This is a genomic window from Aequorivita antarctica (assembly GCF_007997155.1).
Lineage (GTDB): Bacteria > Bacteroidota > Bacteroidia > Flavobacteriales > Flavobacteriaceae > Aequorivita > Aequorivita antarctica.
This window is the reverse complement of record NZ_VORT01000013.1, coordinates 41,022-56,686: the sequence shown is the minus strand read 5'-3', so window position 1 is coordinate 56,686 and position 15,665 is coordinate 41,022. Positions and strand designations below refer to the sequence as shown.

At 38.0% G+C, this 15,665-nt stretch carries 14 protein-coding genes; 11 read left to right on the top strand and 3 right to left on the bottom strand.

Annotated features, from left to right (window positions below; genetic code table 11):
* Positions 1–60 precede the first annotated feature (60 nt).
* From ESU54_RS15345 to ESU54_RS15335, 3 genes are all read right to left on the bottom strand, one after another.
* Positions 61–1,224 (bottom strand): formimidoylglutamase, encoded by a 1,164-nt coding sequence (locus ESU54_RS15345; protein WP_111845102.1) that lies wholly within the window; start codon positions 1,222–1,224, stop codon positions 61–63.
* Positions 1,224–3,722: a type I DNA topoisomerase gene (gene topA, locus ESU54_RS15340; RefSeq protein ID WP_111845103.1), complete on the bottom strand. Its 2,499-nt coding sequence runs from the start codon at positions 3,720–3,722 to the stop codon at positions 1,224–1,226. Before topA ends, ESU54_RS15345 begins: the two co-directional genes overlap by 1 nt.
* A gap of 155 nt (positions 3,723–3,877) precedes the next feature.
* Complete coding sequence (locus tag ESU54_RS15335) at positions 3,878–4,648, bottom strand: hypothetical protein (protein ID WP_111845104.1); 771 nt, start codon at positions 4,646–4,648, stop codon at positions 3,878–3,880.
* A 131-nt stretch (positions 4,649–4,779) separates the two neighbouring features.
* Here ESU54_RS15335 and miaB point away from each other — a divergent pair, with 131 nt between their 5' ends.
* The 11 genes from miaB (at position 4,780) to ESU54_RS15280 (ending at position 15,452) form a co-directional block, all read left to right on the top strand.
* Positions 4,780–6,216 carry a tRNA (N6-isopentenyl adenosine(37)-C2)-methylthiotransferase MiaB gene (gene miaB, locus ESU54_RS15330; protein WP_111845151.1) on the top strand — a complete coding sequence of 479 codons (1,437 nt, stop codon included), beginning with the start codon at positions 4,780–4,782 and terminating at the stop codon, positions 6,214–6,216.
* 12 nt (positions 6,217–6,228) lie between these two features.
* On the top strand, positions 6,229–7,095 hold the full coding sequence (locus ESU54_RS15325; protein WP_111845105.1) for a hypothetical protein: 867 nt from the start codon (positions 6,229–6,231) through the stop codon (positions 7,093–7,095).
* 18 nt (positions 7,096–7,113) lie between these two features.
* The gene (locus ESU54_RS15320) at positions 7,114–7,974 is read left to right on the top strand and encodes a hypothetical protein (protein ID WP_111845106.1); all 861 of its coding nucleotides are present in this window, start codon (positions 7,114–7,116) and stop codon (positions 7,972–7,974) included.
* 37 nt (positions 7,975–8,011) lie between these two features.
* A complete protein-coding gene (locus ESU54_RS15315; protein WP_111845107.1) occupies positions 8,012–9,289 on the top strand; it encodes a sigma-54 interaction domain-containing protein in 1,278 nt (425 codons plus the stop codon).
* Between the two features lie 33 nt (positions 9,290–9,322).
* Positions 9,323–9,835, top strand: coding sequence for an LptE family protein (locus ESU54_RS15310; RefSeq protein WP_111845108.1), 513 nt, complete (start codon positions 9,323–9,325; stop codon positions 9,833–9,835).
* Positions 9,836–9,839: 4 nt separating this feature from the next.
* Positions 9,840–10,742, top strand: a complete 903-nt coding sequence (locus tag ESU54_RS15305) for a hypothetical protein (protein ID WP_111845152.1) — start codon at positions 9,840–9,842, stop codon at positions 10,740–10,742.
* Positions 10,739–11,071 (top strand): preprotein translocase subunit SecG, encoded by a 333-nt coding sequence (secG, locus tag ESU54_RS15300; RefSeq protein WP_111845109.1) that lies wholly within the window; start codon positions 10,739–10,741, stop codon positions 11,069–11,071. Before ESU54_RS15305 ends, secG begins: the two co-directional genes overlap by 4 nt.
* A 151-nt stretch (positions 11,072–11,222) precedes the next feature.
* A complete protein-coding gene (locus ESU54_RS15295) occupies positions 11,223–11,498 on the top strand; it encodes a co-chaperone GroES (RefSeq protein ID WP_111845110.1) in 276 nt (91 codons plus the stop codon).
* Positions 11,499–11,576: 78 nt separating this feature from the next.
* Positions 11,577–13,211 carry a chaperonin GroEL gene (groL, locus tag ESU54_RS15290; RefSeq protein WP_111845111.1) on the top strand — a complete coding sequence of 545 codons (1,635 nt, stop codon included), beginning with the start codon at positions 11,577–11,579 and terminating at the stop codon, positions 13,209–13,211.
* Positions 13,212–13,312: 101 nt separating this feature from the next.
* Entirely contained in the window at positions 13,313–14,086 is a 774-nt protein-coding gene (locus ESU54_RS15285; RefSeq protein WP_111845112.1) for a prolipoprotein diacylglyceryl transferase family protein, read from the top strand.
* Positions 14,058–15,452, top strand: coding sequence for a radical SAM protein (locus ESU54_RS15280; RefSeq protein ID WP_111845113.1), 1,395 nt, complete (start codon positions 14,058–14,060; stop codon positions 15,450–15,452). Before ESU54_RS15285 ends, ESU54_RS15280 begins: the two co-directional genes overlap by 29 nt.
* Positions 15,453–15,665: the final 213 nt, after the last annotated feature.

The window sequence follows — 15,665 nt, the reverse complement described above, 5'->3', positions numbered from 1 at the left end:
TCAAAAAAACAATTTTTTTTTGAAAAACCATTGATCCCCGTTTTTACTTGACTTGTTTGATTATACTTCATTTTTGTGGCGGGCCTTTAACCACCTCTCAGGAATTTCCTGATTGCATGCACCCAAATATTCGCCATAAGTGCAAGGTAATAACGCTCTACGTTTTAATTTATTATTAACATTTGAAATAAATGGCAAAAGAATCCACCATCTCTCTGTTTTATTGCTTTTTTTGAATTCCAATACATCATCTTCTATTGGAACTTTATACGAAGTAAAGAGTTTTTCATTATCAAAATCATCATCTTCAACTCTAAAATTAAATCCCTCAACAAAGTACCAAAGTATTTGCGCCACGAGCATTGCGCCACTTTTACTTTCAATGGAATCGCTTAATTCATAAACGCCAAAAGATTTTACTTTATTGCTGATGCCAGCGTATCGGGAAATGGCGCAAATTTCACGTCCATCAAAACCATTGGGACTATCGTTGTTTTTATAACTTAATTCTGCGCTTTTTATTGCGGCAACATCTAATGCCACCATATCGGCATCTCGCATTATAGGCTCTACCACCGAGATATCTGCACAAATTTCACCTAATCTGTATGCATCAAAAAATAATTTGTCCATCAAAGCTATTTCCTGCGGTGCGTTGAAAAAAGATTGATAGCCCAAAGTACTATAATTAAAAAGATTATAAGGCTTGTCAACCACCATTTTTCCAACATATGATTTATTGGAGATGGGCATGTCTGCATTTCCAAGATCAAAGCGGTTGTCAACATTAACAATATTTACCATTTCGCCTATTCCATCATAAGCGCGATATTGTGCATATGCCATGTCCTGACTTCCCCCAAGAATGAGCGGAGTGATATTTTTTATGAGAAGTGCTGCTATAACTTCTGTGGCAGCAAAGCGGGTATCTTCGACCGTTTCGCCTTTTTCAATGTCTCCAAGATCAATTATTTTATAATTCCAATTTCCGGGATATAAGGAATAAAGCGCTTTTCTGTAGGGGTCAAAAGAAATTTCTCCCCCAATAAAATTTACATCAGCACGGTTTTCATTAATTCCGATAATCGCAAACTTTACGTCTTTCAAATTGGGTAATTCCCCTTTTTTAGAATGGACTTCAATTTGCTTACCCAAAGTTCCGATAGGTAGAATTTCCCGATGCGCCAATACTTTTTTAGAAACTGGGGATAAAAATTCTATCATTATTTTTTCTTGGCTGTGGTTTTCTTTTTAGCGGCAGCTTTCTTTTTTGGGCTTTTCTTCGCCAACAAGTCTTTAGCTTCTTCTAACGTTATCTTATCTGCTTCAGTGCCTTTTGGCAATTCCACCTTTGTTTTGCCTTTAATTAAGTTAAAACGACCCCAACGGGCTTTTTCAATACGTATTTTTTCTTCCGGCCATTCATTGATAAGCTTATCGATCTCCTTTTGTTTCTTGTCTTCAATAAGGTCTTTTACATCTTCTTTTGAAAGATTGTCAAAATCGTATTTTTTGTTCACGTTAATGAACATATTATTCCATTTTATGAAAGGCCCAAAACGCCCCACGCCTTTTTGAACTGGCAGATCCTCATACAAATATATAGGAGCGTCGGCTTTTTTCTTTTCTTCAATTAGTTCTTTTGCGAAAGCCATATCCACCTCCAAAGGATCCATTCCCTTCGGAAGCGAAATAAAGGTTTTTCCTAGGCGAACATAAGGGCCAAAACGACCGTTATTTACCTCAACTTCCTCATTGTCATAGACACCTAAAGTCTTTGGAAGTTTAAAAAGATCCATTACTTCTTCAAAAGTAACCAAATGTAATTGCTGATCTGGACGAAGGCTAGCAAATTTTTTCTCTTCATCGTCCGGTGCACCAATCTGTGCCATTGGGCCATATTTCCCCAAACGAACCAATACAGTTTTACCAGTTGCAGGATCTTCGCCAAGAAAGCGCTCGCCACTTTCGCGCTCAGCATTCTCTTCCACATGTTCAACCTGTGGATGGAAATCGGCATAAAAATTCTTCATCATCTTGGTCCATTCCTCTTTTCCTTCGGCAATATCGTCAAAATCCTGCTCTACTTTTGCCGTGAAGTTGTAATCGAGAATACTTTCAAAGTGTTCTACCAAAAAGTCATTCACAATCATCCCAATGTCTGTTGGAACCAATTTTCCTTTATCTGAACCAACGGTTTCGGTCAAGGTTTTGTCTTTAATATTTTCTTTTTGAAGCGTAAGTTGTATATATTTTCGCTCCACACCTTCCACAGTTCCCTTTTCAACATAATTTCTGCTAATAATGGTAGAAATAGTTGGCGCATATGTTGATGGTCGGCCAATGCCAAGCTCTTCCAATTGTTTTACCAAAGAAGCCTCGGTGTATCGATACGGCGGACGCGTAAATCGCTCGGTAGCTGTTATGTAGTTATTTTCAAGTGAATCGCCATTCTTCATATTTGGCAACATTCCTTCTTGCTCTTCCTCCTCAAAATCGGTTCCTTCCAAATACACTTTTAGGAAACCGTCAAACTTTATCATTTCACCATTCGCAGTGAAGTTTTCCGAAACTTTTTCTTTGGATAGCACGTCAATCTTTACGTTGGTTCGCTCCAAGGCGGCGTCGCTCATTTGTGAAGCCAACGTTCGTTTCCAAATTAAATCGTACAAACGCGCTTGGTCATTATCGCCAGTAATATTATGAAGACTCATGTCTGTTGGGCGGATGGCCTCGTGAGCTTCCTGTGCGCCTTTGCTTTTACCTTTATAATCGCGGGGCTTGCTGTATTCTTTTCCGTAGGAATGCGTAATTTCCTTTTGCGCGGCACTTTTAGCATCGTTACTAAGATTCACACTATCGGTACGCATATAGGTTATAAAACCCGCTTCATACAAACGCTGTGCAATCGTCATCGTTTTGCCCACCGAAAAATATAATTTTCGCGCTGCTTCCTGTTGTAAGGTTGAAGTTGTAAAAGGCGCTGCCGGCGATTTGCTGGCAGGCTTTTTTGTTAAATCTGAAATTTTATAGGAAGCTCCTAAGTTCTTCCGAAGAAATTCGTGGGCTTCTTTTTCAGTATCAAAATTCTTTGGAAGTTTTGCTTTGAATTTGCTGCCGTCCAAGGTGGTAAATTCAGCGTCAATTCTATATGAACCAATAGGATTGAACACCTCAATCTCTCTTTCGCGCTCTACAATCAATCGCACGGCTACTGATTGTACACGCCCAGCAGAAAGCCCACCTTTTACTTTTTTCCAAAGTACGGGTGAAAGTTCATAACCAACCAAACGGTCCAAAACGCGGCGTGCTTGCTGGGCATTTACCAAATTATAATCTATTTGACGTGGATTTTCAATGGCTTTTAAGATTGCTGTTTTGGTAATCTCGTGAAAAACAATTCGCTTGGTTTTGTTTTTATCCAGTTTCAGTTCTTCGGCAAGATGCCATGCAATGGCTTCTCCTTCTCGGTCCTCATCACTCGCCAACCAAACCATATCGGCTTTTTTGGAAAGGGCCTTCAACTCTGCCACCAGCTTCTTCTTATCACTACTCACTATATATTTAGGTGTGAAATCCCCTTCTACATCTACCCCCAATTCCTTGGACGGAAGATCTGCAATGTGCCCAAAACTGGAGGAAACCTTGAAATCTTTCCCAAGAAATTTTTCAATGGTTTTTGCTTTTGCTGGGGACTCAACTATCACTAAATTCTTTGCCATATCCTATATTATTGTGATTGCAAAAGTATATGAATTTTTTAATAACAATGATTAAGGTTGTAAAATTTGAAAATTAAAGAAAATTTTCCTACCACTCCCGAAGCTTTGGGAGTGGTAGATTTTCAACCTTAAAATGATTTAATTTCAACTAATAATTAAAATGAACCTGCTGGTAAATCTTCCTGCAACTCTTCATCAAAACCAATGGTTTCCTTGTAAAAATAATACATCGGAATATGAGTAAAAAAGGCCGTTGCCAAAAGTCCTATTCCGCATAAAATAATTCCCGCTTGCGCAATCAAAGATGAAACAATGATTAAACCAAAGGCAATTAGCCAAAATCTATTGCCAAGTTTGAAACCTGTCTTAACAATTTCAGAAACTGATAATTGCGGGTTAAAAGCAAAAATAACAAACATAATTTGCAAAGGCACCATCACGTAAAAGATAGGCAGGTAACATAAAATTGCTGCTAAAAGTGTGATTCCAAATGCGGCAAGCGACAATACAAGTATTTTTTGAAAGTGGTTTTTTAAATAATCAAAATAGCCGCCGGTTTCTAAGGGAATACCGGTATCTGCTTTTTTTAAAACCTTAAAAAAATGAGCGGTTATTGCATACGCAATTGTTTGGATGATTATCATCACCACCAAAAACGCGACGATATAGATTGCTATCCACGCCACAGAATATTCCAAAAAGGGGTTGAAATCTGGCCGGCCGCCGTTGGCTTCGGCTTTAATTAAAATTGCTATAAAAGGAATGTAAAGCATTGCCAAAAAAGGCAAAATAATCGCCAATGTTACGAGCAGGTGCAGCATTCCCTCAACCCATACTTTTTTGAAAAGCTCAAAACTTTTAGACAAAATACCTCCAAAATCAGGCGATTTGGCGGTTTCAATTTTCTGAAATATGTGTGGCTCCATATTATTTGAATTTTAGTTAATTCACAAATCTATGAAAAAGAAATCTGCCACTTTGTCACCGTTGCTTAAAATTGTATCTTTGTGGGTTCAATGGTCAAGTTATTGACTGCGATTACAATTTTAAAATTTCCATGGAAAAGATTATAGACGAAAATAAACAAGGAAATACTTTGGTTCTTGATGCCAAGGAAGATAATTCAAAAAAACTTTATATAGAAAGCTACGGCTGCGCAATGAATTTTAGCGACAGCGAAATCGTTGCTTCCATACTTGCAGACCAAGGCTACAATACTACTAATTTATTGGAAGAAGCAGATTTGGTTTTGGTAAATACCTGCTCTATCCGCGATAAAGCCGAACAAACCGTTCGCAAACGTTTGGAAAAATACAATGCCGTAAAACGAATCAATCCAAAAATGAAAGTTGGTGTTTTGGGCTGTATGGCGGAACGCTTAAAGGAAAAATTCCTAGAAGAAGAAAAAATCGTCGATTTAGTGGTTGGCCCTGATGCGTATAAAGAAATCCCAAATTTATTGAAAGAAGTAGAAGAAGGCCGAGATGCCGTTAATGTAATCCTTTCAAAAGAAGAAACCTATGGCGATATTTCACCTGTACGCCTAGGCGGCAACGGAATTACCGCTTATGTAAGCATTACCCGTGGGTGCGACAATATGTGTACTTTCTGTGTAGTGCCTTTCACTCGTGGTCGTGAACGCAGCCGCGACCCTCAGAGTATTTTAAATGAAATAAACGATTTGGCCGAAAAAGGTTATAAAGAAATCACATTGCTTGGCCAAAATGTGGACAGTTACCTTTGGTATGGTGGCGGTTTGAAAAAAGATTTCAAAAGTGCTTCGGAAATGCAACAAGCCACTGCCACCGATTTTGCCCAATTGCTTGATATGGCAGCAACAGCCCATCCAAAAATGCGCATTCGTTTTTCAACCAGCAACCCACAGGATATGCACGAAGAAGTTTTGCATATTGTGGCGAAACACGACAACATCTGCAACCATATCCATCTTCCTGTTCAAAGTGGAAGCACGCGAATACTGAAGGAAATGAACCGTCAACACACGCGGGAGGAATATATGAAGTTGATTGACCGGATTTGGGAAATCATTCCAGATTGCTCCATTTCGCAAGATATGATTATTGGTTTTCCAACTGAAACCGAGGAAGACCATCAAGAAACCTTGAGCTTGATGGAATATGTGAAATACGGTTTTGGCTATATGTACAAATATTCCGAAAGACCTGGAACCATGGCCGCCCGAAAACTGGAAGACGATGTATCGGAAGAAACAAAAAGCAGAAGATTGACCGAAATTGTGGATCAGCAACAAAAGCATAGCGCGATTCGCACCGCGGAATTTTTAGGAAAAACAGTTACCGTTTTAATTGAAAAAGAATCGAAAAAAAATAAGGACGAATGGAGCGGAAGAACGGAGCATAACAATGTTGCGGTTTTTCCGAAGAAAAATTATAACCCCGGAGATTTTGTAAAAGTAAAAATAACCAATTGCACCACTGCTACTTTGATTGGCGAGGCCGTGGGGCATTCATAAAACCAAAATATCATGAAACGTATTTTCTTTCTTTTTACAGCAAGTTTGTTTTTTTTGGCGTGTTCTAATGATGATAATGGTTCTGGGGCTCTACAGGAACTGAAAATCAAGAAATATACGAGTATCTCTTTTGATGCAAATGGAAATCAGGACGGCCACTTGATAGAATATTATTTTGACGAAAACGGTAAAAAAACAAAAGACCACATAATTGATATTTTTGGCGACTACGAATGGAATTCCAGTTATAACACCTTAGGCCAAGTAGCAAAAAAATCACGAAAATATCTAAATTATCCCGTAGATATTGTTGAAAAATATATATACAATGAAGAAAATAAGCTAAGCTATCTATTTATGGACCAGGACAGCAACGGAGTTTATGAAGATTCTTTGAGATTCACCCATCAAACAAATCAAATCATTGCGCAATGGTATTCCCCTGGAGATGTAAAAAAGGAATTTTATTATGATGCTGCTGGAAATTTAAACGCAATAAACTATATAGGCGATCTGGGAGTGGTGAGCGAAGAACTCATTACCTATGATAGTGCTTCAAACATAATGCAGATAAATTTCACTAGTGGTTCTACCCAGCACGACTACAAGTATGAATATGATGAAAATACCAACCCATTTTACAAGGAATTTCACGATTATTATTTTAATACAGTTTGGAGAGATGGTGGGTTGCTGTCAAAATATTCTTTGTTTTTTTCACCAAATAATATTACCAAAATCATCTTTACAAGCAGTGAGCCTTCGGAAAATTATATAATAACTAAAAATACAATATATAATAATGACGGTTACCCAATAAGCGCAGTAGTTAAAAAGGACGACGTGTTAATTGAAGAATTAATCTACGAATATTATTAACCATAAAAACAATAAAGTATGAAACGTATTCTATTTCTTTTTACTGCAAGTTTATTGTTGATAGCGTGCTCTAATAATGATAACGATCCCGATGGGCCACCCGCTGGACCACAGGAATTAAAAATCAAGAAGTTTAGCCAAAATTTCTATTTTAATCAAAGTACAGACAATTATACTTTAGAAAGGTTATTTGATGAATCTGGACAAACTCTTAGCGAAAGTACGATCTACCAAGACTTGTCATTCTACTGGATGTATACCTACAATAGTTTAGGAGTAATTAGTGAAAAAAATCACTTTTATGGTGATGGAACTAAAAATCGACAAGACATTTTTGCTTACGATTCAAGCAATAATATTGATAACATTTCTTTTAAAAATGGTGTCGGCGAAGTTATAAGTGTTCGAGATTACACTAAAGAAGCCGATAAAATTACATTTCAGCAATCATCAATTTACGGAGAAATATACTATAACGCTGAAGGGAAAATTATAAAAAACTACGTTAGTACTGATACAGGAACATCTACACAAATCATTGAATATTCTGGCGATAATATAGACCTCATTAATCAAAACCGAAGTAATGGATTTGTGGAAACTTATACTTTTGAATACGATGAAGGCATAAATCCTTTATATGACTGTGTTGAAAATAATTACTTAAACGCTACTATTGGCGATCATCTTAGTTTGTTTAATAGACATAATTATTTTTCAAAGAATAATTATACACAAGTCACTTATAATAGTTCTACACCAGACTCTAGCTATGTGAAAACCAAAACAACAGTTTACAATGCAGATGGTTACCCAACAAGCGCAGTGATTAAAAAGAACAATGTGCTTATTGAAGAATTGACCTACGATTATTATTAATTATAAACATTAAACCCCTGGTTTCGCAGGGTAATTTATGGAAAGCATACAAGCAACAAAACAACGATTCGGCATAATAGGCAACGACCCAAAACTGAACCGTGCCGTAGAAAAAGCAATACAGGTTGCCCCAACTGATATTTCGGTATTGGTTACTGGTGAAAGCGGCGTGGGTAAAGAAAGTATTCCGAAAATAATCCATTCTCTTTCGCACAGAAAGCACGGGAAATACATTGCAGTTAACTGTGGGGCCATTCCTGAAGGAACGATTGATAGCGAACTTTTCGGTCACGAAAAAGGTTCATTTACGGGTGCCACGGCAGCGAGAAGCGGTTATTTTGAAGTAGCCGATGGCGGAACCATCTTCCTTGATGAAGTTGGCGAATTGCCCTTGCCAACACAAGTTCGGCTATTAAGGGTTTTGGAAAATGGCGAATTTTTAAAAGTGGGGTCTTCCGCTGCGCTGAAAACGGACGTTCGGATTGTGGCTGCAACCAATGTGAAAATGGTGGAAGCAATCGAAAAAGGAAAGTTCCGAGAAGACCTTTATTACAGATTGAGCACTGTAGAAATCAACTTGCCACCGCTTCGGGAAAGAAAGGAAGACATACACCTGCTATTCAGAAAATTTGCGGCGGATTTTGCGCAGAAATATAAAATGCCTACTATCCGATTGAGCGAGCAAGCCACAGATCTCTTGCTAAAATACCGCTGGAGTGGAAACATTCGTCAGCTGCGGAACGTTGCCGAACAGATTTCAGTTTTAGAGCAGAACCGCGAAATTTCATATGAAACTTTAAAGCATTATTTACCGGATATGGGCAGCAACCTACCCGCAATTGTAAATGCCAAAAAATCCGAAAGCGATTTCAGCAGTGAACGCGAGATTCTTTACAAAGTGCTTTTTGATATGAAACGCGATGTAAACGATTTGAAAAAGCTTACATTGGAACTGATGAAAACTGGCAACGCAGCTAAGGTTAAAGAGGAACAATCGTCACTTATCAATAAAATTTATTCCGATGATAACGATGCTGAAGAAGAATTGGCTTCAATAATAGAGGAAGAAAACAACGGAACGCAAACCGATGTTGAAGTTTTCAGTATTCCCGAAAATGCTTCTGAATCCAGAAAAGACAAATACGAATATGCCGAGGAAATTGAGGAGGAGGAAAACCTTTCCCTTCAGCAAAAGGAATTGGAGCTCATTAAGAAATCCCTCGAAAAATACAACGGAAAACGAAAGGATGCAGCAGACGAGTTGGGCATTTCTGAAAGAACACTTTACCGGAAGATAAAACAGTATGATCTTTAGTCTGTGGTCAGTAAAAAAATAAAAGTAACATCGATGCCAAAAATATTTTCAATTATCCTATTTATAAGTTCAACAATTCTATTGCAGGGTTGCGGACCGTATTCATTTACTGGGGCCGATATAAATTACAGCACTACAAAAACAGTGCAGGTGAATTATTTTCAAAACAACGCACCTATTGTAGAGCCAGGAATTGCTCGTGATTTCACGCAAAAACTGCAGGATTTGTTGCTGAACCAAACCAGCTTGGATCTTGTGAACAATAACGGCGATTTGGTTTACGAAGGCGAGATAACACAATATTACATTGCGCCAATCACGGCAACTTCAAACAGTACGGCAGCTCAAAACAGGCTTACTATAAGTATAAACATTCGTTTTTTCAACACAAAAGAACCCTTGAAAGATTTTGAGCAACCGTTCAGTTTTTATTACGATTATCCCGGCCAAACGCAATTAACAGGCTCAAAGCTGGATGCTGCAGTCGATATTATTTTTGAACGCTTAACCCAGGATATTTTTAACAAATCGCTTGCAAACTGGTAATATCTTGAACACTTCCAACTTCACATATTTACTAGCCAACCCACAGAAAATAACTTCTGAAGACTTAGCTGCGCTGGATTTGCTCATAAAGAAATATCCTTATTTCCAGAGTGCGCGGGCTTTGCAGCTTAAAGGTTTGAAAAATCTGGACAGCTTTCTTTATAACGATGCCTTAAAGCTTACCGCTGCACATACCACGGATCGCGATATTTTGTTTGATTATATAACTTCGGAAAAATTCATTCAAAACGAAATTTCACAAACCATTTTGCAGCACGATGCTTCGGTAGCAGAAATAAACGTTATTTCCGATAATGTTTCTGAACAGATAAGCCTTGAAATAGACAGACAACTGAAAGCCGAAATGCAAAAAGCTGAGGATATTTTGAATCCCCAACTTTTTCAAAGAAAAGTGGAGTCTGTCACCAATTTAGTTGAAAAGAAAGAAGAAAAACTCGAGGAGGTCCTGCAACCTGACAAACCTTTGGAATTTACCAAAAGCGACACTCACTCTTTCTCCGAATGGTTGAAACTGACAAAAGCGAAACCCATTGAACGGCCGGAAGAAATTTCGAAAGAGGAATCGGAAAAGTCAATAAAAGAGGACGAGAAAGAGCGGAAATTTGGCCTCATCGACAAGTTTATCCAAGAACGGCCAAAAATAATTCCTCCGGATGTAGAAAATAAAACCCGAAAAGAAGAGCCGAAAATTCCAATCCCATCTTTTCAACCAACGTCTGAGGCACTAATGACAGAGACTTTGGCTAAAGTTTATTTGCAACAAAAAAACTATAAAAAAGCAATTCAAGCATATAAAATATTAATTTTGAAAAATCCCGAAAAAAGTGGTTTCTTTGCAGACCAAATTCGGGCGATAGATAAATTGATTAATTCAGAACAATCATGAGTACTTTTACAATATTCTTAATTTTAATAATGATAGTGGCCTTTTTATTGGTCATAGTTATAATGGTTCAAAACCCAAAAGGTGGCGGGCTTTCCTCATCGTTCGGCGGCGGCGGCGGCGCACAAATTGGCGGCGTGCAGAAAACAAGCGACTTTTTAGATAAAAGTACTTGGACTCTTGCAACCATTATGTTAGCACTTATTTTGTTTTCCAACGTTTTCATTATGGGAAGCAATACTGTACAATCAAAAACTTTTGACGAAAGCGCTGTTCCTGCGGTTCCAACCACACAAACTCCAGCACCAGCTACTACAGATCCAGCGGAATAATACAACATTTTAAAATATTTAAAAATGCCAGCTTCTGACAAGCTGGCATTTTTGTTTTATAAACTGTCAGTTTATGGGCAGTGGCACAATTTCTGCCCTTTAGCTCTCCAAACATTAAACTCAAGTTTAACAACTAAAAAATAAAATTGAAATGGCATTAAAAATTCAACCCCTTGCTGATAGAGTTTTGGTTCAGCCGCAAGAAGCTGAGACTAAAACCGCTTCTGGTATATACATTCCAGATTCTGCAAAAGAAAAACCACAAAAAGGTAAAGTAGTTGCCGTTGGTAAAGGCAAAGAAGATTACAAAATGACTGTGAAAGTTGGCGATACTGTTCTTTACGGAAAGTACTCTGGCAGCGAGTTAAAGTTTGATGGAAAAGACTACCTCATTATGCGTGAAGATGATATTTTAGCCATCATCTAACATTTCTAAATAAATTTCAAAAAATTAGTTTAACCAAAGCTTAAGGCATATAGCCAAAAGTATAAAGCATTTTAAAAAATGGCAAAAGATATAAAATTTGATGTAGAAGCCCGCGACTCAATAAAACGCGGTGTTGACGCATTGGCAAACGCAGTAAAAGTAACTTTAGGCCCAAAAGGTCGTAACGTAATTATCAGCAAATCCTTTGGCGCACCACAAGTGACCAAAGATGGTGTTACCGTTGCAAAAGAAATTGAGTTGCAAGACCCACTTGAAAATATGGGCGCGCAAATGGTTAAGGAAGTTGCTTCAAAAACCAACGATCTTGCAGGTGATGGAACAACAACTGCTACCGTACTTGCACAAGCAATAGTAAAAGAAGGTCTTAAAAATGTAGCTGCCGGTGCAAACCCAATGGATTTGAAACGCGGCATCGATAAAGCTGTTGAAGCAATCGTTAAAAATTTGGAAAGCCAATCCACTAAAGTTGGTAATTCTTCTGAAATGATAAAGCAAGTTGCTTCCATTTCTGCAAATAACGACGAACTAATTGGAGAACTGATTGCTAAGGCTTTCGGAAAAGTTGGTAAAGAAGGTGTTATAACCGTTGAAGAATCCAAAGGAACTGAAACTTATGTTGATGTTGTTGAAGGAATGCAGTTTGACAGAGGATACCTTTCTCCATATTTCGTAACCGATACCGAAAAAATGCAAACTGAATTGGACAACCCAATGATTTTGCTTTATGATAAGAAAATTTCTTCAATGAAAGATTTACTTCCTATTCTTGAGCCAGTGGCGCAACAAGGAAAATCTTTATTGATTATTGCGGAAGATGTAGACGGAGAGGCTTTGGCTACTTTGGTCGTAAATAAACTTCGCGGGTCATTGAAAATTGCAGCAGTAAAAGCTCCAGGTTTTGGCGATAGAAGAAAAGCAATGCTGGAAGACATCGCAGTATTGACTGGAGGAACCGTTATTGCTGAAGAGCGCGGTTTCACTTTGGAAAATGCAACAATCGATATGTTGGGCTCTGCGGAAACCGTAACTATTGACAAAGACAATACAACAATCGTAAATGGTGCAGGAGACAAAAAGGATATAAAAGGCCGTGTAAGCCAAATAAAATCTCAAATTGAATCTACAACCAGCGATTACGACAAAGAAAAATTGCAAGAACGTTTGGCTAAATTGGCCGGCGGTGTTGCCGTTTTATATGTAGGCGCTGCTTCAGAGGTTGAAATGAAAGAGAAAAAAGACCGAGTGGATGATGCACTTAATGCAACCCGTGCGGCTGTAGAAGAAGGCATTGTTGCAGGTGGTGGTGTGGCATTGGTTCGTGCTATCGAGGTTTTGAAAAAAATTACAACTGATACTTCAGACGAAGCAACTGGCGTTCAGATCGTTGCTCGTGCAATTGAATCACCGCTTCGCACCATTGTTGAAAACGGTGGTGGTGAAGGTTCCGTAGTAATCAATAAAGTTTTGGAAGGCAAGAAAAACTATGGTTATGATGCAAAATCCGAAACCTATGTTGATATGCTAAAAGCTGGTATTATCGATCCTAAAAAAGTAACCCGTATTGCGCTTGAAAACGCTGCTTCGGTTGCTGGAATGATTCTTACTACCGAATGCGCTTTGGTTGATATTAAAGAAGAAAACGGCGGCGGAATGCCAGGCGGTATGGGCGGTGGAATGCCCGGAATGATGTAATTCCAAAAGAGATTAATAGAACTAAACCTCACATATCTTTATGATTTGTGAGGTTTTTTTATTTCCAAAATTGACTACATTTATAACCAAACAGCCAAAATTTGGAAATCCCTTTCGAGCCAATTCTCTTCGGAATAAATATAAATATTCATCTCATTCTTGAATATCTGGCTTTTATCGTAGGTTTCCGCTACTATGCTTTTCTTCGCAAAAGAAGCACGGATGAAATTTCATCAAACAACAGACTTTCCATCATTATCGGCGCCACTTTTGGCGCTTTGATTGGTTCGCGTATTATAGGTTTCTTGGAATATCCCTTTATTGAATATTCACAAAATACTTGGATTGAATTACTAAACGCAAAGTCAATTATGGGCGGTTTATTCGGGGGACTTTTAGGTGTTGAGATCTCAAAAAAAATAATCGGCGAAGAACGTTCGTCAGGTGATTTGTTTACCTTCCCTATCCTCCTCGGAATTTTTATAGGCAGAATAGGATGCTTTCTTTCAGGCACCAATGAATTCACTTATGGTATAGAAACCTCCTCTCTCTTCGGAATGGATTTGGGCGATGGCATTTCTCGGCATCCCATTGCGTTGTACGAACTCGTTTTTTTGCTACTTTTAGCAATAATACTAAGACAAATTCAGAAGAAAAACCTCGAGGTTTCGGGGTTGATAAGCGGCGAAATGTTTCAATGGTTTATGATTAGCTATTTCAGTTTTCGCTTTTTTATAGAATTTTTGAAGCCCAATGAATTCTTTATTATGGGACTGAGCAGCGTTCAAATACTTTGTATTATTTGCCTTTTATATTATTACAAAACAATTTTAAAATCAATTCCATATGCCGGTAAGAAAATACACCTATTATGATTTCACATTAAGTCTCTGTCCGGAATGCTTAAAAAGAATTGACGCCAAAATAGTTTTTGAGGAAAACAATGTTTTTATGCTGAAGCGTTGCCCCGAACACGGCAACAGCAAAGTTTTGATTGCGGACGATATAGAATACTATAAAAATATACGCAACTACAACAAGCCTTCAGAAATGCCATATACCTTCAACACAAAGACGCATTATGGCTGTCCCTATGACTGCGGTTTGTGCCCAGACCATGAACAGCACTCTTGCTTGACGATAATCGAAGTAACAGACCGCTGCAACCTCACCTGCCCTACTTGTTATGCAGGTTCGTCTCCAACATACGGAAGACATCGAACTTTAGACGAAATAAAAAAAATGATGGATGCCGTGGTTCGGAATGAAAAGGAACCAGATGTGGTTCAAATTAGTGGTGGGGAACCCACAATCCATCCACAGTTTTTTGAAATTTTGGATTATGCGAAAACGCTCCCAATAAAACATTTAATGCTAAATACCAATGGAATTAGGATTGCGAAAGAAAAAGATTTTGCCGAAAAACTGAAAACATACGCTCCCGATTTCGAAATTTATTTGCAGTTTGATTCTTTTGAAGATTCAGTTTTGCAGACACTTCGTGGAGCAGATTTAAGTAAAATCCGTCAGCAAGCGCTTGCTAATTTGAATGAAGTGAATCTTTCCACAACTTTGGTTGTTACGCTTCAAAAAGGATTAAACGACGGTGAAATTGGTAAGATTATAGATTTCGCATTAAAGCAAAAATGTGTTCGTGGCGTAACCTTTCAACCCACGCAAATTGCGGGAAGGCTGGAAGATTTCAACACCGAAACCGATAGAATTACTCTCACAGAAGTTCGAAGAAAAATCTTGGAACAAACCGAAGTTTTCAACGCCGAAGATTTACTTCCAGTTCCCTGTAATCCTGATGCTTTGGTGATGGGTTACGCATTGAAATTAGGGGATGAGGTTTTTCCGTTAACGCGTTACATCAACCCGCAAGATTTACTCGATAATAGTAAAAATACGATTGTGTACGAACAGGATGAAATGTTGAAAGGAAAAATGATAGAGCTTTTCAGCACAGGAAATTCAGTGGAATGTGCGCAGGAAAATCTTAAATCTATTCTCTGTTGTCTACCAAATATTGATGCGCCGGAATTAGGCTATGACAATCTTTTTAGGGTAATTATAATGCAGTTTATTGACGCTTACAATTTCGACGTTCGTAGCATTAAAAAATCCTGTGTCCATATTGTAGACAAGGATTATAAAATCATCCCTTTTGAAACAATGAACCTTTTTTATAGGGATGACAAAAAAGAATATTTAGAAAAACTTAAATCTGAAGCGTTATGATTTATTTAGAAGCAGATTACACCATCATCTTTGTAATAGTCATCTTATTAATTCTGTCACCAGCAATTATACTTAGTATTATCGGTGGAGTTTTGTACTATAATGGAAAACGCAAGACACCCAAAATACTCTTCATTATTGCAACCGTGTATGTAATTATTAGTCTTGGCATTTGCGGAACTATGATGATGTAATATTTAAATTAAAAAAATG